We start from the raw sequence: 16917 nt of genomic DNA on the forward strand, positions 1-16917 counted from the left end.
AGCGGGCTTGCCCCGCGATTGGCGTCAACCGCGCTTGTAGACGATTTCCTTGGTGCCACCTTCGCAGGTCCCTACGACCTTGCCGCCAGCGGCAGCACCCTTGTCAACAATCTCCAACGAGTAGCCACTGACGCCCTTGGCATCAATCTTGGAGGCTATTTCGCTCTTCAATTCTTCGCACGGTTTGCCCGCTGCAAGCGCAGTGCCCGCCAGCGTCATCAAGCCCAGTGCCACTACCAACTTCTTCATCGATCGCTTTCCTTGTTCAGATCAAAGTGGAGGATGGCGCCGGAACCCGTCCGGGCGCCTCAGGACTGTGTAACTCAATTGACCCGCACAAGCCAGTGTCATGGTCTCAGCTATTGACGATACGGAACCCCACCTTGAGCGTTACCTGAAAGTGAGCCGCCTTGTTGTCCTTGATGTGCCCGCGGGTATCGACCACTTCGAACCACTCAAGATGCTTGATGCTTTTGCCGGCCTCGGCCAGGGCATTGTTGATGGCCTCTTCGATACTGGTAGGCGACGAGCCGACGAGTTCGATTTTCTTGTAGGTATGATGATCCGACATGATCAGTCTCCTTTTCGAAGGTGAGCTTTGAGCCTAGCAGCGTCAGACTGTTTTACCTGCTGTACAAGCACGGTAACTAATCGATCTGCCGTGCCAGTTCCGCGCGCAACCAGCCAGCCAGTTGCTCGGCACGCCCATCCGCGGCGCGTCGAGGTACCCACAAGGCCAATACCGCCTGGGTCTGGCAAAAGCCCCAGGGCGCAGCCAGGCGCCCGGCACGCAAGTCGTCGGCCACCAGCGGTTGCGGGGCGATTGCCACGCCCAAGCCGGCAACAGCCGCTTCCAGCAAGTAATACAGATGCTCGAAATCCTGGCCATAGCGTAGTGCCTCAGGGTTGATACCCTGGTGCTGCGCCCAGCTGGGCCACGCCTGGGGGCGAGATGTGGTCTGCAGCAGGGTTTCGTCCAGCAAGGCTTCAGCCGGCGCCTGCTGCAGGCGGGCGAATCCTGCAAAATGCGGACTGAGTACCGGACCGATGCGCTCCTGGGCCAGAACGTGAACCTGCATATCGGCCGGCCACGGCGGCTCGGCGAACACCAGCAGGGCATCGAGGCCCGGACGCCGCGGGTCCAGATCTCCCTCACCAGCGGATAAGTGCAAGCGCAGTTCCGGCAGATCCGCCTTGAGCCTGCCCAGTCGCGGGATGAACCAGCGCGCCAGCAAGCTACCGGAGCAACCCAGGACGAAAGGCGCGTCGGCACTGCTCTGGCTCAGCTCGCCACACACACTGCGCAAGCGATCAAAGGCGTCAAAGCTGGCATCGCGCAACCGCAGGCCTGCATCTGTGAGTTTAATGCCTCGCCCGTCCTTGACAAACAGACTGACCCCCAAATGCTCCTCAAGCACCTTCAATTGCCGGCTCACAGCACCATGAGTAACGTGCAGTTGCTCAGCTGCCTGGCTGACACTGTTGAGCCGGGCAGTGGCTTCGAACGCCCTAAGGGCATTGAGGGGAGGCAGGTCCTGGCGCATAACGTGTGAGTTTTCCTGACATATTTAAGCAATCTTATCGGTTTTCAGCCACGCGTGTCGTGGGTACAGTAAAGCCATTCCCAGTCTTCACTACGCCCTGGAGCGACCCATGACCCAGACCAACTTCCGCGCCGGCCCCGATGCCAATGGCCTGTTTGGCGCATTCGGCGGCCGCTACGTGGCTGAAACCCTGATGCCGCTGGTGCTCGATCTTGCCCGCGAATACGAAGCAGCCAAGGCCGACCCCGAGTTCCTCGAGCAACTGGCCTACTTCCAGCGCGACTACATTGGCCGTCCCAACCCGCTGTACTTCGCCGAGCGCCTGACAGAGCACTGCGGTGGCGCAAAGATCTTCTTCAAGCGTGAAGAGCTCAACCACACTGGCGCGCACAAGGTGAACAACTGCATCGGCCAGGTTCTGCTGGCCAAGCGCATGGGCAAAAAGCGCCTGATCGCCGAAACCGGTGCCGGCATGCACGGTGTCGCTACCGCCACCGTTGCCGCACGATTTGGCCTGCCTTGTGTGATCTACATGGGCGCCACCGACATCGAGCGTCAACAGGCCAACGTGTTCCGCATGAAGCTGCTCGGCGCTGAAATCGTCCCGGTGACCTCCGGTACCGGCACGCTCAAGGACGCCATGAACGAGGCCCTGCGTGACTGGGTCACCAACGTCGATGACACCTTCTACCTGATCGGCACCGTGGCCGGCCCACACCCGTATCCGGCGATGGTCCGCGACTTCCAGTCGATCATCGGCAAGGAAACCCGCGCCCAGCTGCAGGAGAAGGAAGGGCGCCTGCCCGACAGCCTGATCGCCTGCGTTGGCGGCGGTTCCAATGCCATGGGCCTGTTCCATGACTTCCTCGACGACACCAGTGTGCAGATCATCGGCGTCGAAGCCGGTGGCCATGGTGTCGACACCGACAAGCATGCCGCCAGCCTCACCGGCGGTATTCCGGGTGTTCTGCACGGCAACCGCACCTACCTGCTGCAGGATGCCGACGGCCAGATCACCGACGCCCACTCGATTTCCGCCGGCCTGGACTACCCGGGCATCGGCCCTGAACACGCCTACCTGCATGAAGTGAAACGCGTCGAATACGTCAGCATCAACGACGAAGAAGCCCTGGCCGCGTTCCACACCACCTGCCGCCTGGAAGGCATCATTCCGGCCCTGGAAACCTCCCACGCCCTGGCCGAGGCGATCAAACGTGCGCCGACCCTGCCCAAGGACCACCTGATGGTGGTGTGCCTGTCCGGGCGTGGCGACAAAGACATGCAAACCGTGATGAGCCATATGGCTGCCCAGGAGAAACAGGCATGAGCCGTATAGAACAACGCTTCGCCGAACTGAAGGCCGAAGGCCGCTCTGCACTGGTCACCTTCATCACTGCAGGCGACCCTGGCTACGATGCCTCGCTGGCAATTCTCAAAGGCCTGCCGGCCGCCGGTGCCGACGTGATCGAGCTGGGCATGCCGTTCACCGATCCGATGGCCGACGGCGTGTCCATCCAGTTGGCCACCCTGCGTGCTCTGGAGGCTGGCCAGACCCTGGCGAAAACCTTGCAGATGGTTCGCGAGTTCCGTGTCGACAATCAAACTACGCCGATCGTGCTGATGGGCTACTACAACCCGATTCATCGCTTTGGCGTCGAAGCCTTCGTCGCCCAGGCCAAGGAAGTGGGTGTGGACGGCCTGATCATCGTAGACCTGCCGCCTGAGCATGACGCTGAACTGGCCACCCCGGCCCAGGCTGCCGGTATCGACTTTATCCGCCTGACCACCCCGACTACCGACGACGTGCGCCTGCCGCGCGTGCTGGAGCGCAGCTCAGGCTTCGTCTACTACGTCTCGGTAGCGGGTGTCACCGGTGCGGGATCGGCCACCACTGAACAGGTCAGTAGCGCCATCGAGCGTCTGCGTCGACATACCGACCTGCCGATCAGCGTCGGCTTCGGTATCCGCACGCCAGAGCAGGCGGCGGCCATTGCCAAGCTGTCCGATGGCGTGGTGGTGGGTTCGGCGCTGGTCGACAAGATTGCCCAGGCCAAGTCGGCCGATCAGGCCGTGGGTGATGTGCTTGAGCTGTGCTCGGCACTGGCCCAGGGTGTGCGGGGTGCGCGCAAGGCTTGATTCTTGTGCGGGCTTGCCCCGCGATGCGATGTAACTTACAAACCGCATCGCGGGGCAAGCCCGCTCCTACCAGCTATTCGAAAATCGACAGATCCAAAGGCCGAACAGCCCCCATCCAGATCGCATAATCACGATGATCCGCCAGCTCATCCCCGGTCAGCGGATGCAGAAACACCACCAGCCCATGGCGATGTAACGCCAGCCAGGGCAACACCACGCCCACCACTTCAGGCCCGAAGGCCAATTGGCAGCTCCAGTCCGGATGCGGCCCGACCGGCTTCTGATGCATGCGGCCCATGTTCACCGGAAACAACTGCGCAGCCTCTTCACACAACTGCCGCGCTTGCTCCATGGTGCTGGCGTCATAGTAGACATGGGCGTGATAACCCTTGATCCTTTGCACGAAAACTCCTGAATCCCAAGAACCCCAAGGCAGCCCAGGGGTCAAATGATCACCCGCTTCAAATGGAGTGACCTGGTGAAAAATGCCGAAACCCCAGTGTTCAAGCTGATCTTGATCGGAGGTTTGAGCAGCCTGGGCAGCGCCCTGATGGCCGAACTGCTCAAGCGCCAGCATGAAGTGATCGCGGTGGTCGATGACCTGAACACCCTGGCGCCACGCCCAGGCCTGCACTTCAAGATCGGCGGACTGAACAGCGCCGATCAAGCGGAACAAAGCGTGGCCGGTGGCTCGGCGGTGGTCTGCCTGCTGGCCGCACTGGCGCCCGATGATTTCGCCGCGCAACTGCGCATGAGCCAGGCACTGATTGCCGGCATGTCCCGCACAACTATACGCCGGCTGTTGCTGGTGGGCGATTTCAGCGTGCTCGACAATAGCGAAGGGCACAGCGAGCAGCAACGCGCCTGTGCCGACCAGATCGTTGACCTGCTGCAACGCAGCCAGCTGCACTGGACCCTGGTCAATACTCCGCAGCAAGTCGCCGGGCTGGGCATCGAGCATTTCCACCAGACCCACGGCACCCTCGAACCCGGTCTCGCCGAACCGCTACAGCGTCTGGCCCGGGTTGCCGCTGCCATGGTCGATACCCTTGAGCTGAAACTGCACCGTGGCGAGCATGTGAACTTCGTCTTCTGACGCGCCTGCTTTTTCCGGCTTGCACACAAACGCCAGACACCGCACCCTGAACAGCTTCTATTCGCGATAGAGCATGTCCATGGCCTGGCCTGATCGCCACCGTCTGCTGCCGTTTCTGACCTGGCTGCCCCGGCAAACCCGCGCCAGTGTGCGGCGCGATCTGTTGGTTGGGCTGAGCGGGGCGATCCTCGCACTGCCGCAATCTATCGCCTACGCACTGATTGCCGGCCTGCCTGCCGAATATGGCCTGTATGCCGCGATTGTCCCGGTGCTGATTGCCTGCCTCTGGGGCTCGTCCTGGCACCTGATCTGCGGGCCGACGGCGGCGATTTCCATCGTGCTCTATGCCAGTGTCAGCCCCCTGGCTGTTAGTGGCAGTGACGACTACATCACCCTGATCCTGTTGCTTACGTTCCTGGCCGGGGTGTTTCAGTGGTTGCTGGGGCTGCTGCGTTTCGGCGCGCTGGTCAACTTCGTCTCCCAGTCGGTAGTGCTCGGTTTCACCCTGGGTGCTGCGGTGGTGATCGCCCTCGGGCAGTTACCAAACCTGATGGGCATGGACCTGCCCAGCCAGGCCACCGCGTTGAAAACCCTGCAAGGTTTGCTGGAGCACGCGGGGGAAGTCGATTGGCCTTCATTGTTGCTGGGCCTGGGCACCGTGCTGCTGGGCGTTGCCCTGAGAGTGCTGCGCCCACGTTGGCCTGGCCTGTTGATAACGCTGACCATCGCCAGCCTGCTGGTCTGGCTGCTGCCCGGGGTGTTCGGCCATGTGCAGTTAGTGCCAGGCTTCATTGGCCAGCTGCCACCTTTGAGCCCACTTCCACTGCTGGACCTGGAACTGATCCTGCGCCTGCTGCCCACTGCCGTGGCCGTAGGGATGCTCGGCCTGGTCACCAGCCTGTCGATTGCCCGCTCGCTGTCCTCGCGTTCGGAGCAACTGATTGACGCCAACCAGGAAATCCGCGCCCAGGGTCTGTCAAACATGGTCGGCGGCCTCTTCTCCGGGTATTTGTCATCCGGCTCCTTCACCCGTTCCGGGCTCAGCTATGAGGCAGGGGCCAGGTCGCCGTTGGCCGGGGTGTTTTCCGCCCTGTGGGTAACTTTGTTCGCGGTGGCGGGTGCCGGGCTGATTGCGCATATTCCGATCCCGGCCATGGCCGGCAGCATTCTGCTGATCTGCTGGGGCTTGATCGATCATCGGACGATTCGGGCGTTGTTCCGGGTCAGCCGCTCGGAATTTCTGGTCATGGCCCTGACTGCTGCCGCCACTCTGCTGCTGGAACTGCAAACGGCGATCTATGCCGGGGTACTGGCGTCGCTGTTCTTCTACCTCAAGCGCACCTCGCGACCACGGGTACAGCAGTCCCGCGAGGGCAATGCCGATGTGCTGCGCGTGGGTGGTTCGATCTTCTTTGGCGCCAGCCATTACCTGCAGGTGCGCCTGCAACGCTGCCAGGGTCCCGAGGTGGTGATCGATGCCCGGCAGATCAACTTCATTGACTATTCCGGCGTCGACATGCTCCACCGCGAAGCCCGCCGCCTGGGCCGTGCAGGCGGCAGCCTGACACTGCAGCGGGCACGCCCACAGGTGATCGAGGAATTACACAAGCTGGAAGGGGCAGCGCACTGCCCGATCCGCTTCAAGGATTAACCGCGGGCCAGTTGGCGACGCAGCTCGTCCAATACCGGGGCGGTATCCGGACGCACGCCGCGCCAGATGAAGAACGCTTCGGCGGCCTGCTCGGCGAGCATGCCCAGTCCGTCCAGGACCTTGGCGGCCTTGTGTTCGCTGGCCCAGCGGCAGAATGGCGTCGGCTCCTTGCCGTACATCATGTCGTAGCAGACAGTTTTACCCGCCTCGATCAGGCTGGCAGAGATCGCTGGCAGTTCACCGGCAAGGCTAGCGGACGTGGCATTGATGATCAGGTCGACCGGCTCTTGCAGCCAGTTGAAACCACTGGCGGCCACCGGGCCCAGGTCGGCGAACTCACGCGCCAGTTGCTCAGCCTTCTCCACTGTGCGGTTGGCGATCACCAGCGACGCCGGGTTGTGCGCCAGCAATGGCTCCAGGACCCCGCGAACGGCGCCACCGGCGCCCAGCAGCAGAATGCGTTTGCCGCTCAGCTGCACCTCGGCGTTGACGGTCAAGTCACGCACCAGACCGGCACCGTCGGTGTTGTCGCCTTGCAGGCTGCCATCGGCCAGCTTGCTCAAGGTGTTCACCGCACCGGCGCGTTTGGCCCGTGGCGTCAGGCTATCCACCAGGCGGTAGGCTTCTTCCTTGAACGGCACGGTGACGTTGGCACCCAGGCCTTGCTTGAAGAAGCCTTGGGCACACATGGTGAAATCGTCCAGCGGCGCCAGCAAGGTGTTGTATTCCAGCTGCTGGCCGGTCTGGTCGGCGAACAGGCGGTGGATCAACGGCGACTTGCTGTGGCCGATCGGATTGCCGAATACAACGTACTGGTCCATTCACGCGGTTCCTGGGTCGGGGCCGGGGCGACCGGCAAAGTTATCCACGGCGGTCTCAGTGACCAGGTTTGGCCTCGCCAATCCAGTCACGATCCTGCAGGAAATACTCGGTCAGGCGGGCTTCTTCACTGCCTGGCACAGGCTTCCAATCGTACCCCCAACGCACGTGTGGTGGCAGCGACATCAAGATCGATTCGGTGCGACCACCCGATTGCAGGCCGAACAGGGTGCCGCGGTCGTAGACCAGGTTGAACTCGACATAACGGCCGCGACGGTATTCCTGGAATTCACGCTGCTCGGCAGTATATGGCTGATCCTTGCGACGCTGGATGATCGGCAGGTAGGCCTCGACATAGGCATCACCAATGGCGCGCATGAATGCGAAGCAGGTGTCGAAGTCCCACTCGTTCAGGTCATCGAAGAACAAGCCGCCAATTCCGCGCGGCTCGCCGCGATGCTTGAGGTGGAAGTAACGGTCGCACCAGGCCTTGTAGCGCGGGTAGACATCGGCGCCGAACGGCGCACAGGCGTGCTCGGCCACCTGGTGCCAGTGCAGGCAATCCTCTTCGTTACCGTAGTAAGGCGTCAGGTCGAAACCTCCACCGAACCACCAGACCGCTTCTTCGCCTTCTTTCTCGGCGATGAAGAAACGCACGTTGGCGTGGGAGGTCGGCACATGCGGGTTATGCGGATGGATGACCAGCGACACCCCCAGGGCCTCGAAACCACGCCCGGCCAACTCCGGCCGATGAGCGCTGGCCGAAGGCGGCAGGCCGCTACCGAAGACGTGGGAGAAATTCACACCGCCTTTTTCGATGACCTTGCCTTCACCGATCACCCGGGTCCGTCCACCACCGCCAGCTTCACGCGTCCAGGCGTCTTCGACAAAGCGGGCACCGCCATCTTCAGTTTCGAGGGCGGCACAAATACGGTCTTGCAAGTCGAGCAGGTAGGCTTTCACGGCCTCGGTGCGGCTAGTCATCAGGTCACCTGGAAGCGGGCATGAGCAAATTCGGCGCGTAGCATACCACCGGCGACCCGCTGGCCGCAGTTGACGGCGATCAAGCAAAGGCGTCCGATAGAGGTTTTCCGAACCCGACAGGAGAATGCAGATGGCCAAGCGTATTCAGTTCAGCCAGCATGGGGGCCCGGAGGTCCTGCAACTGGTCGATTTCGAACCTGCCGCACCCGGTCCGCAGCAGGTCCGCGTACGCAACCAGGCCATCGGCCTGAACTTTATCGACACTTACTTTCGCAGTGGCCTGTACTCACCTGCGGCGCTGCCATCGGGGCTGGGCACGGAAGGCGCGGGGGTGGTCGAGGCAGTCGGCGATCAGGTCACGCGGCTCCAGGTCGGCGACCGCGTGGCCTATGCCGGGGGCCCGCTGGGCGCCTATAGCGAAGTGCATGTGCTGCCCGAGGCCAACCTGGTCAAACTCCCCGACAATATCAGCTTCGAACAGGCCGCAGCGGTAATGCTCAAAGGCCTGACCGTGCAATACCTGCTCAAACAGACCTACGCCGTACAACCGGGCGACATCATCCTGTTCCACGCTGCCGCCGGTGGCGTTGGCTCACTGGCCTGCCAATGGGCCAAGGCCCTGGGGGCCAAATTGATCGGTACCGTCAGCTCTGCCGAAAAAGCCGAGCGCGCCAAAGCGCTGGGCGCCTGGGCGACCATCGACTACAGCCATGAAGATGTAGCGCAGCGAGTACTGGAGCTGACCGATGGCAAGAAATGTCCGGTGGTCTACGACGGCGTTGGCCAGGACACCTGGCTGACCTCACTGGACTGCCTGGCGCCACGCGGCCTGATGGTCAGCTTCGGCAACGCCTCGGGTGCAGTCAGCGGGGTAAACCTGGGTATTCTGGCGCAGAAGGGCTCGCTGTATGTCACCCGACCGACCCTGGCCAGCTACGCCAACAATGCCGAAAATACCCAGGCGATGGCCGATGACCTGTTCGCGATGATCGCCAGCGGCAAGCTGACGGTGGATATCCAGCAGCGTTATCCACTGAGCGATGCGGCCAAGGCGCAGATCGAGCTGTCAGCGCGCAGGACGGTGGGGTCTACGGTGTTGCTGCCTTGATTCGGCGGTGAATTCATCGCGGGCAAGCCCGCTCCCACTGATCTCTGTGGAAGCCGGCTTGCCCCGCGATAGAATTTACCCCGCCCGAACAACATCCCCGGTCACCAGGTCCCGGATCACACTCGGATTGCGCCGCCCACCCAGTGCGCCCCCCAGGACCAGGTCCAGTTGCCCGCGGAAATACTGCTCTACGCGCAAGCGTGTCTTCGCAGCAGGACGTCCCTGGGGATTGGCCGAAGTCGATACCAGTGGTCCGACCAGAGAGCACAGCTCACGCACCACCGGATGGTCGCTGACCCGCAGGGCTACGGTGTCATGAACACCGGTAATCCACTCCGGCAACATATTCTGGTGCGGCACCAGCCAGGTGTTCGGGCCAGGCCAGGTGCTGGCCATACGGTCAAGCCAGATCTCGGGGAAATCCTCGAACAAAAAATCGAACTGACGGATATTGTCGGCAATCAGGATCAACCCCTTGTTGACCGAGCGCGACTTGATCGCCAGCAGGCGATCCACCGCTTCCTCGTTCCACGGGTCACAGCCCAGGCCCCAGACGGCCTCGGTTGGGTAGGCAATCACCGCACCGGCCCGAATTTCACGCGCGGCTTGTTGCACACGCCAACTGCTCACCATTGCTATCACTCCGCATAAAGGCTGACGAGCAGTGTACTTAGGCAGGCCGGGCAAACCAACGTCCAGCTTCATTACAGACCCGCCCAGCCACCTCAAGTTCGGTCAGTGCCGCCAGTACCCTGGGTAACGGCCAACCGCTGCTGCTGGCCAGTGCTTCGCTGGTGTGTGGTGCAGCCAGGAGCAGTTCCTCAAGTACATGGCGAGAATCAGCCCCTTCCCTGGACACCATGGGTGGCAGACGCTGCCAACCCTGCAGGGTTTCAATGATCTGATCAACGCTCTCCACCAGCAATGCACCGTCACGAATCAGTTGGTGACAACCCTTGGAGCCGGGATGATGAATCGACCCCGGAATGGCATAGACCTCGCGCCCTTGCTCCGCCGCCAGCCGCGCGGTGATCAGCGAGCCACTGGCCAGGCTCGCTTCTACCACCAGCACGCCCAGTGACAGGCCACTGATGATGCGATTGCGCCGGGGAAAGTTGGCCGCCACCGGCCCTGCATCCAACGGAAACTCGGAGACCACGGCACTACCTTGTTCGATCATGGCCATAGCCAGCGCCCGATGTCGCTGTGGATAAAATTTTTGCAAGCCGGTACCCAACACCCCGACAGTCTGCCCACCGACATCCAGCGCAGCCTGATGAGCGGCACCGTCAACCCCCAGGGCCAAGCCGCTGGTAATCACAAATCCACCTTGAGCCAGGTGACGGGAAAAGGCTGTGGCGGTGTCCAGCGCCGGACGTGATGCACGGCGACTGCCGACAATCGCCAGCTGTGGTTTTTCCAGTAGCGCGGGGTTGCCGGCCACGAACAGCAAAGGCGGCGCGGCATCCACTTGCGCCAGCAAAGCGGGGTAGGCCGGGTCGTCCCACATCAGCAAATGCTGGTCGCGCCGCTCTAGCCAGGCCAATGCAGCCGCAGCACCTTCGCGCACTTCAAGGCTGCGGCGGGCTTGGGCACAGACATCGGGAAGTCCCAGCGAACCCCAGGCTCTGGCCGGAGCACTGAGCGCTGCCGATGCACTGCCGAAGGCCTGCAGGAGTGAGTGAAATCGTTGCGGGCCAAGTGCAGGCAAACGATGCAGACGCAATCGCGCCTCAAGTTCGGCGGGTGAACAGTCCCGGTAAGCGGCGTGCGACATAACGATCATCCTTGATCGAACGAGTTGATCGCACCCTGCACAAGCTGTGGATAACTCTGTTGATAATACTTTGACAAGCGGTTGAAAGATTTCCTTCGGCGGCAGTGTTTCAGGCTTGCGAAGACAAGGTTGAGGGGTGCCTGAAACCTTAGCTGACCTTTGCCAGGTGCCGAATGCGCCGAATCCCTTTATTATGTGTACTCATGTTTGTAATTCATCGCACAGTGCAGCTCATACGCTTATGGCCATTCTGAACATCCTCGAATTCCCGGACCCGCGTCTTCGCACCATCGCCAAACCGGTGACCGAAGTCGATGACGGCGTTCGCCAATTAATCGATGACATGTTTGAAACCATGTACGAAGCCCCTGGCATCGGCCTGGCGGCAACCCAGATCAACGTGCACAAACGCATCGTGGTCATGGACCTGAGCGAAGATCGCAGCGAGCCGCGGGTGTTCATCAACCCCGAGCTCGAGCTACTGACCGACGAAATGGATCAATACCAGGAAGGCTGTCTGTCGGTGCCCGGTTTCTACGAGAACGTCGATCGCCCGGTGCGCGTCAAGGTCAAGGCACTAGATCGCGATGGCAAGCCGTTCGAGCTGATTGCCGAAGGCCTGCTGGCCGTATGCATCCAGCACGAATGCGATCACCTCAACGGCAAGTTGTTCGTCGATTACCTGTCGACGCTCAAACGTGACCGGATCAAGAAGAAGCTGGAAAAACAGCATCGCCAGCACGCTTGATCTCCTTTTCCCAAAGGCTTGCTCCGGCAAGCCTTTTTCTTTTTAAGCGAGAACGCCATGCGCATTGTCTTTGCAGGCACCCCAGAGTTTGCCGCCAAACACCTCAAGGCCTTGATCGACAGCCCTTATGAAGTGGTCGCCGTCTACACCCAACCGGACCGTCCGGCTGGACGCGGGCAAAAACTGATGCCCAGTGCAGTCAAGCAACTGGCTGTGGATAACGGCATCCAGGTCCTGCAACCGCCAACCCTGCGCAATGCCGAAGCTCAAGCTGAACTGGCTGCCCTCAAGCCGGATCTGATGGTGGTGGTCGCCTACGGCCTGATCCTGCCGCAAGCCGTGCTGGATATTCCGCGCCTGGGCTGCATCAACAGCCATGCCTCGCTGCTGCCACGCTGGCGTGGTGCTGCGCCGATCCAGCGCGCGGTCGAAGCCGGCGACAGCGAAAGCGGCGTGACCGTCATGCGTATGGAGGCCGGACTGGATACCGGCCCCATGCTGCTCAAGGTCACCACTCCGGTCAGCGCCAGTGACACCGGTGGCAGCCTGCATGACCGCCTGGCCGAAATGGGCCCGCCGGCAGTACTTGCAGCCGTGGCCGGCCTGGCCGCGGGCACGCTGCAGGGTGAAGTCCAGGACGACAGCCTGGCCACTTATGCACACAAGCTGAACAAAGACGAAGCCCGCCTGGACTGGAGCCGCCCGGCCGTCGAGTTGGAACGCCTGATTCGCGCCTTCAATCCCTGGCCGATCTGCCACAGCACCCTCAATGGTGAAGCGGTGAAAGTGCTCGCCGCCAGCTTATCCACAGGTAGTGGCACACCTGGTGAAATCCTCGACGCCAGCAAGGACGGCCTGATCGTTGCCTGCGGTGAGCAGGCCCTGCGCCTGACCCGCCTGCAACTGCCCGGTGGCAAGGCGCTGAACTTCAGCGACCTGTTCAACAGCCGGCGCGAGAAGTTCGCCAGCGGTACGGTGCTCGGTCAATGAATCCACGTCTGGCAGCCGCCCGCGCTCTGGCGGCAGTACTCAGCGGCAAGGCTTCACTGAACAGCTCGCTGCCCGCGCAACTGGACAAGGTCGAAGTACGTGACCGTGGTCTGACCCAGGATCTGGCATTTGGCACCGCACGCTGGCAGCCACGGCTCTCGGCCCTGGCCGAGCGTCTGCTGCAAAAGCCGTTCAAGAGCGCCGACGCCGATGTCGAGGCCTTGCTGCTGGTCGGCCTGTATCAACTGCTCTACACCCGCGTCCCCGCCCATGCTGCCATCGGTGAAACCGTAGGCTGTGCCGACAAGCTGAAAAAGCCCTGGGCCAAGGCCCTGCTCAATGCCGTGCTACGCCGTGCGCAACGCGAGAGCAGTGCGATCCTCGCCGAACTGGAGCGTGATCCGCTGGTGCGCACCGCCCATCCGCGCTGGCTGCAGAAGTCGCTCAAGGCTTTCTGGCCGCAGCAATGGGAGGCCATCTGCGCCGCCAACAACGCCCATCCGCCGATGATCCTGCGGGTCAACCGCCGTCATCACAGTCGTCAGGCCTACCTGGAACTGTTGCGCGAAGCGGGGCTGGAAGCCAGCGCCTGCCAGTACAGCGCCGACGGCATCCTCCTCGCACAAGCCTGCGATGTACGCGGCCTGCCCGGGTTTGAGCAAGGCTGGATCAGTGTCCAGGACGAAGCCGCGCAACTGGCCGCCGACCTGCTTGACCTCGCACCCGGCCAACGGGTGCTCGATGCCTGCTGCGCGCCCGGCGGCAAGACCTGCCACCTGCTCGAAGCCGAAGAGAAACTGGACGCTGTGGTCGCTATCGACCTGGAAGCCAAGCGCCTGACCCGGGTTCGGGAAAACCTCGACCGCCTGGGCCTGGATGCCCAGTTGATTGCCTGTGATGCCCGCGATACCGCCAACTGGTGGGACGGCAAGGGTTTCCAGCGCATCCTGCTCGATGCGCCGTGCTCGGCCACCGGTGTGATTCGCCGCCATCCAGACATCAAGATGACCCGTCAGGCCGACGATATCCCGGCCCTGGCCGCCTTGCAGGGAGAGCTGCTCGACGCCCTGTGGCCGACCCTCGAAGTCGGCGGCATCCTGCTGTATGCCACCTGTTCGACCCTGCCGACGGAAAACACCGAAGTCATCGAGGCCTTCCTCGCCCGCACGCCAGGCGCCCGCGAGCTGGACCTTGCGACCCAGGCCGGCCTGCGCCAGCCCCATGGCCGCCAGTTGCTGGCCCAGGAAGGCGGACACGACGGCTTCTACTATGCCAAGCTGATCAAAATCGCCGCCGCGCGCGGATAACAAGAGAAGGGAAGAGCGGATGAAGATCATCATCCTGGGCGCAGGGCAGGTCGGCGGTACGCTGGCCGAACACCTGGCCAGCGAAGCCAACGACATTACCGTGGTCGATACCGATGGCGAGCGCCTGCGCGACCTCGGCGACCGCCTGGACATCCGTACTGTCCAGGGCCGCGCCTCGTTCCCTACCGTTCTGCGCCAGGCCGGTGCCGACGACGCCGATATGCTGGTGGCAGTGACCAACAGCGACGAGACCAATATGGTCGCCTGCCAGGTCGCCTACACCCTGTTCCACACCCCGACCAAGATTGCCCGGGTGCGTGAATCGGCCTACCTGACCCGCGCCGGCCTGTTCGACAACGACGCCATCCCCGTCGATGTGCTGATCAGCCCCGAGCAGGTGGTGACCCATTACATCAAGCGCTTGATCGAGCATCCAGGTGCCCTGCAGGTCATCGACTTCGCCGAAGGCAAGGCCCAGCTGGTGGCGGTCAAGGCCTACTACGGCGGGCCGCTGGTCGGCCAGCAACTGCGCCAGATCCGCGAGCACATGCCCAACGTCGACACGCGCGTCGCGGCGATCTTCCGCCGTGACCGGCCGATCCTGCCTCAGGGCGATACGGTGATCGAGGTCGACGACGAGGTCTTCTTCATCGCCGCCAAGGCCCACATCCGCGCGGTGATGGGTGAACTGCGGCGCATTGATGAGACCAACAAACGCGTGGTCATCGCCGGTGGCGGGCAGATTGGCGAACGCCTGGCCGAGGCGATCGAAAGCCGCTACCAAGTGAAGATCATCGAGATGAACCCGGCGCGCTGCCGTTACCTCTCCGATACCCTGGACAGCACCGTGGTGTTGCAAGGCAGCGCCTCGGACCGCGACCTGATGCTCGAAGAGAACATCGCCGAAGCCGATATCTTCCTGGCCCTGACCAACGATGACGAGGCCAATATCATGTCCTCGCTGCTGGCCAAGCGCCTGGGCGCGCGCAAGGTGATGACCATCATCAACAACCCCGCGTATGTCGACCTGGTCCAGGGTGGCGATATCGATATCGCCATCAGCCCGCAGCTGGCCACCATCGGCACCTTGCTCGCCCACGTGCGCCGCGGCGACATTGTCAGCGTGCACTCACTGCGCCGCGGTGCAGCAGAGGCCATCGAGGCCATTGCCCATGGCGATTCGAAGTCGAGCAAGGTGATCGGCAAGGCCATCGAAGACATCGCCCTGCCGCCAGGCACCACCATCGGCGCGATCATTCGCGATGAAGAAGTGCTGATTGCCCACGACGACACAGTGATCGAGGCGGGCGACCATGTGATCCTCTTCGTTGTGGATAAAAAGTACATCCGTGACGTCGAGAAGCTGTTCCATGTAGGCTTGAGCTTCTTCTAAGAGGGGCCGGGATGCGCGAATCACTGGAAAAGATGCTGGCCAAGGGTGTGGATAACGCCCTGCTGCGCTTCGGCCTGGGCAAGGCCTGGCTGGATGAAGGCAATGGCGCCGAAGCTGCTGTGCACCTGCAACGCTGCGTCGAGTTCGATCCGAAGTATTCGGCAGCTTGGAAGCTGTTGGGCAAGGCGTATCAGCTGCAGGGCGATAAAGCGGCGGCACGCCTGGCCTGGGAGCAGGGGCTGGAAGCGGCCAAGGCCCATGGTGACAAGCAGGCCGAGAAAGAGATGACGGTGTTTCTCAAGAAGCTGGATAAAGCCTTGTAGGAGCTGGCTTGCCTGCGATCGGCGGCGAAGCCGTCGTAAATCCTGAGTCCCGGTTGCACCTGACAAACCGAGGACTCAGGTTTGCGGCCGCTGCGCGCCCGATCGCAGGCAAGCCAGCTCCTACAAGAGCACAAGGACCATCAATACCAGCGCGCCTCACCTGGTGGACGCTTCTTGAAGCGCTTCATGCTCCACATGTACTGGCTCGGATAAGCCCGCACATAACGCTCGACCACCTGACTCATGGCCGCCGCCGAGGTTTCGGTGTCTTCGCTGTACATGGCTTCGGGCGCCGCTTCCAGAATCACCTTGAACCCGGAACCATCCGGCAGGCGCAGGGCATGCAGGAACACCCCGACCGCCTTGCCGCCAGCCAGCATGTTGGGTACGAATTTGCTGGTCAGGGCCTTGGTGGCAAAGAACGGCACGAAGATCCCCGCCGACTCGGCCGGCTCCGGATCTGCCGGAATACCCACCTGACCGCCTTTACGCACTTCCTTGATGATGCTCAGGATGCCTTCCTTGGTGGATGCCGCCACGCGGTTACCCAACTGCACACGCTGTTCGCGCAGTAGATCATCGACCGCCTTGAGCTTGGGCGGACGGTAGAAAATGATCGGTTTGCACTGGTTGCAATAGAAGTGGTTGAGCACTTCCCAGTTGCCCAGGTGGCTGGTGATGCCAACCACGCCCTTGCCCGAGGCCAGAGCGGCCTGCAGCACTTCCAGGCCTTCGACTTCGCGCACCAGGTCAAGTGAGCGCTGGGCCGGCCAGATCCAGGCGCAGGCGCTTTCGGTGAAGGACTTGCCGATATCCATCAGGGTACGACCGACCAGTTGCTCGCGCGCTACCGGGTCCATCTCCGGAAAACACTTGGCCAGGTTGATCCGCACCACCTCACGCGAACTGTTCGGTACCTTCCACATGATCCAGCCGATCGCCGCGCCGACCCGCTGTACCGCGCCCCAGGGGAGCTTGGCAAACAACCGCAACGCCCCGACCATCAAGGCGCCCTTGAATTTATCCACAGGCTGGTTCCTC

At 62.2% G+C, this 16917-nt stretch carries 19 protein-coding genes; 10 read left to right on the forward strand and 9 right to left on the reverse strand.

The window, feature by feature from the left end:
- Nucleotides 1-24 precede the first annotated feature (24 nt).
- From ACRESH_RS11540 to ACRESH_RS11550, 3 genes are all read right to left on the reverse strand, one after another.
- Nucleotides 25-249 carry a DUF1161 domain-containing protein gene (locus ACRESH_RS11540; RefSeq protein ID WP_431742114.1) on the reverse strand — a complete coding sequence of 75 codons (225 nt, stop codon included), beginning with the start codon at nucleotides 247-249 and terminating at the stop codon, nucleotides 25-27.
- Nucleotides 250-355: 106 nt separating this feature from the next.
- Nucleotides 356-571 carry a dodecin gene (locus tag ACRESH_RS11545; protein ID WP_010222667.1) on the reverse strand — a complete coding sequence of 72 codons (216 nt, stop codon included), beginning with the start codon at nucleotides 569-571 and terminating at the stop codon, nucleotides 356-358.
- A gap of 76 nt (nucleotides 572-647) precedes the next feature.
- Complete coding sequence (locus tag ACRESH_RS11550) at nucleotides 648-1544, reverse strand: LysR family transcriptional regulator (protein ID WP_431742115.1); 897 nt, start codon at nucleotides 1542-1544, stop codon at nucleotides 648-650.
- 109 nt (nucleotides 1545-1653) lie between these two features.
- Here ACRESH_RS11550 and trpB point away from each other — a divergent pair, with 109 nt between their 5' ends.
- Nucleotides 1654-2871 (forward strand): tryptophan synthase subunit beta, encoded by a 1218-nt coding sequence (gene trpB, locus ACRESH_RS11555; RefSeq protein WP_400173946.1) that lies wholly within the window; start codon nucleotides 1654-1656, stop codon nucleotides 2869-2871.
- Nucleotides 2868-3680 carry a tryptophan synthase subunit alpha gene (gene trpA / locus ACRESH_RS11560; protein WP_431742116.1) on the forward strand — a complete coding sequence of 271 codons (813 nt, stop codon included), beginning with the start codon at nucleotides 2868-2870 and terminating at the stop codon, nucleotides 3678-3680. The genes trpB and trpA overlap by 4 nt, the downstream gene beginning before the upstream one ends.
- A gap of 73 nt (nucleotides 3681-3753) precedes the next feature.
- Here the strand turns inward: trpA and ACRESH_RS11565 are convergent, their stop codons facing one another.
- Nucleotides 3754-4083: a DOPA 4,5-dioxygenase family protein gene (locus ACRESH_RS11565; RefSeq protein ID WP_431742117.1), complete on the reverse strand. Its 330-nt coding sequence runs from the start codon at nucleotides 4081-4083 to the stop codon at nucleotides 3754-3756.
- Between the two features lie 75 nt (nucleotides 4084-4158).
- On the opposite strand from ACRESH_RS11565, the gene ACRESH_RS11570 reads away from it, so the two are divergent.
- Together ACRESH_RS11570 and ACRESH_RS11575 are read left to right on the forward strand one after the other, a co-directional pair.
- A complete protein-coding gene (locus ACRESH_RS11570; RefSeq protein ID WP_431742156.1) occupies nucleotides 4159-4776 on the forward strand; it encodes an NAD(P)-dependent oxidoreductase in 618 nt (205 codons plus the stop codon).
- A gap of 79 nt (nucleotides 4777-4855) precedes the next feature.
- A complete protein-coding gene (locus tag ACRESH_RS11575) occupies nucleotides 4856-6427 on the forward strand; it encodes a SulP family inorganic anion transporter (protein ID WP_431742118.1) in 1572 nt (523 codons plus the stop codon).
- Here ACRESH_RS11575 and aroE read toward each other — a convergent pair.
- Together aroE and hemF are read right to left on the reverse strand one after the other, a co-directional pair.
- Nucleotides 6424-7248: a shikimate dehydrogenase gene (gene aroE / locus ACRESH_RS11580; protein ID WP_431742119.1), complete on the reverse strand. Its 825-nt coding sequence runs from the start codon at nucleotides 7246-7248 to the stop codon at nucleotides 6424-6426. The two genes, ACRESH_RS11575 and aroE, sit on opposite strands and share 4 nt — an antisense overlap.
- Before the next feature lie 55 nt (nucleotides 7249-7303).
- Nucleotides 7304-8230 carry an oxygen-dependent coproporphyrinogen oxidase gene (gene hemF, locus ACRESH_RS11585; protein WP_431742120.1) on the reverse strand — a complete coding sequence of 309 codons (927 nt, stop codon included), beginning with the start codon at nucleotides 8228-8230 and terminating at the stop codon, nucleotides 7304-7306.
- A 130-nt stretch (nucleotides 8231-8360) separates the two neighbouring features.
- Here hemF and ACRESH_RS11590 point away from each other — a divergent pair, with 130 nt between their 5' ends.
- The gene (locus ACRESH_RS11590) at nucleotides 8361-9338 is read left to right on the forward strand and encodes an NADPH:quinone reductase (RefSeq protein ID WP_431742121.1); all 978 of its coding nucleotides are present in this window, start codon (nucleotides 8361-8363) and stop codon (nucleotides 9336-9338) included.
- Nucleotides 9339-9413: 75 nt separating this feature from the next.
- Here the strand turns inward: ACRESH_RS11590 and ACRESH_RS11595 are convergent, their stop codons facing one another.
- Together ACRESH_RS11595 and dprA are read right to left on the reverse strand one after the other, a co-directional pair.
- Entirely contained in the window at nucleotides 9414-9971 is a 558-nt protein-coding gene (locus ACRESH_RS11595) for an L-threonylcarbamoyladenylate synthase (RefSeq protein ID WP_431742122.1), read from the reverse strand.
- 37 nt (nucleotides 9972-10008) lie between these two features.
- Nucleotides 10009-11115, reverse strand: coding sequence for a DNA-processing protein DprA (gene dprA / locus ACRESH_RS11600; protein WP_431742123.1), 1107 nt, complete (start codon nucleotides 11113-11115; stop codon nucleotides 10009-10011).
- Between the two features lie 241 nt (nucleotides 11116-11356).
- On the opposite strand from dprA, the gene def reads away from it, so the two are divergent.
- The 5 genes from def to ACRESH_RS11625 are packed head-to-tail and all read left to right on the forward strand — an operon-like array spanning nucleotide 11357 to nucleotide 15876.
- Entirely contained in the window at nucleotides 11357-11863 is a 507-nt protein-coding gene (def, locus tag ACRESH_RS11605) for a peptide deformylase (protein ID WP_431742124.1), read from the forward strand.
- Nucleotides 11864-11920: 57 nt separating this feature from the next.
- Entirely contained in the window at nucleotides 11921-12853 is a 933-nt protein-coding gene (gene fmt, locus ACRESH_RS11610) for a methionyl-tRNA formyltransferase (protein ID WP_431742125.1), read from the forward strand.
- The gene (gene rsmB, locus ACRESH_RS11615; protein WP_431742126.1) at nucleotides 12850-14160 is read left to right on the forward strand and encodes a 16S rRNA (cytosine(967)-C(5))-methyltransferase RsmB; all 1311 of its coding nucleotides are present in this window, start codon (nucleotides 12850-12852) and stop codon (nucleotides 14158-14160) included. The genes fmt and rsmB overlap by 4 nt, the downstream gene beginning before the upstream one ends.
- A gap of 19 nt (nucleotides 14161-14179) precedes the next feature.
- The gene (gene trkA, locus ACRESH_RS11620) at nucleotides 14180-15553 is read left to right on the forward strand and encodes a Trk system potassium transporter TrkA (RefSeq protein WP_431742127.1); all 1374 of its coding nucleotides are present in this window, start codon (nucleotides 14180-14182) and stop codon (nucleotides 15551-15553) included.
- An 11-nt stretch (nucleotides 15554-15564) separates the two neighbouring features.
- Nucleotides 15565-15876: a tetratricopeptide repeat protein gene (locus ACRESH_RS11625; RefSeq protein WP_431742128.1), complete on the forward strand. Its 312-nt coding sequence runs from the start codon at nucleotides 15565-15567 to the stop codon at nucleotides 15874-15876.
- A gap of 140 nt (nucleotides 15877-16016) precedes the next feature.
- Here ACRESH_RS11625 and ACRESH_RS11630 read toward each other — a convergent pair whose 3' ends face one another.
- On the reverse strand, nucleotides 16017-16904 hold the full coding sequence (locus tag ACRESH_RS11630) for a lysophospholipid acyltransferase (RefSeq protein ID WP_431742129.1): 888 nt from the start codon (nucleotides 16902-16904) through the stop codon (nucleotides 16017-16019).
- Nucleotides 16905-16917 lie beyond the last annotated feature (13 nt).

The organism is Pseudomonas sp. (genome assembly GCF_050739775.1).
In the GTDB taxonomy this organism is placed as follows: Bacteria; Pseudomonadota; Gammaproteobacteria; order Pseudomonadales; family Pseudomonadaceae; genus Aquipseudomonas.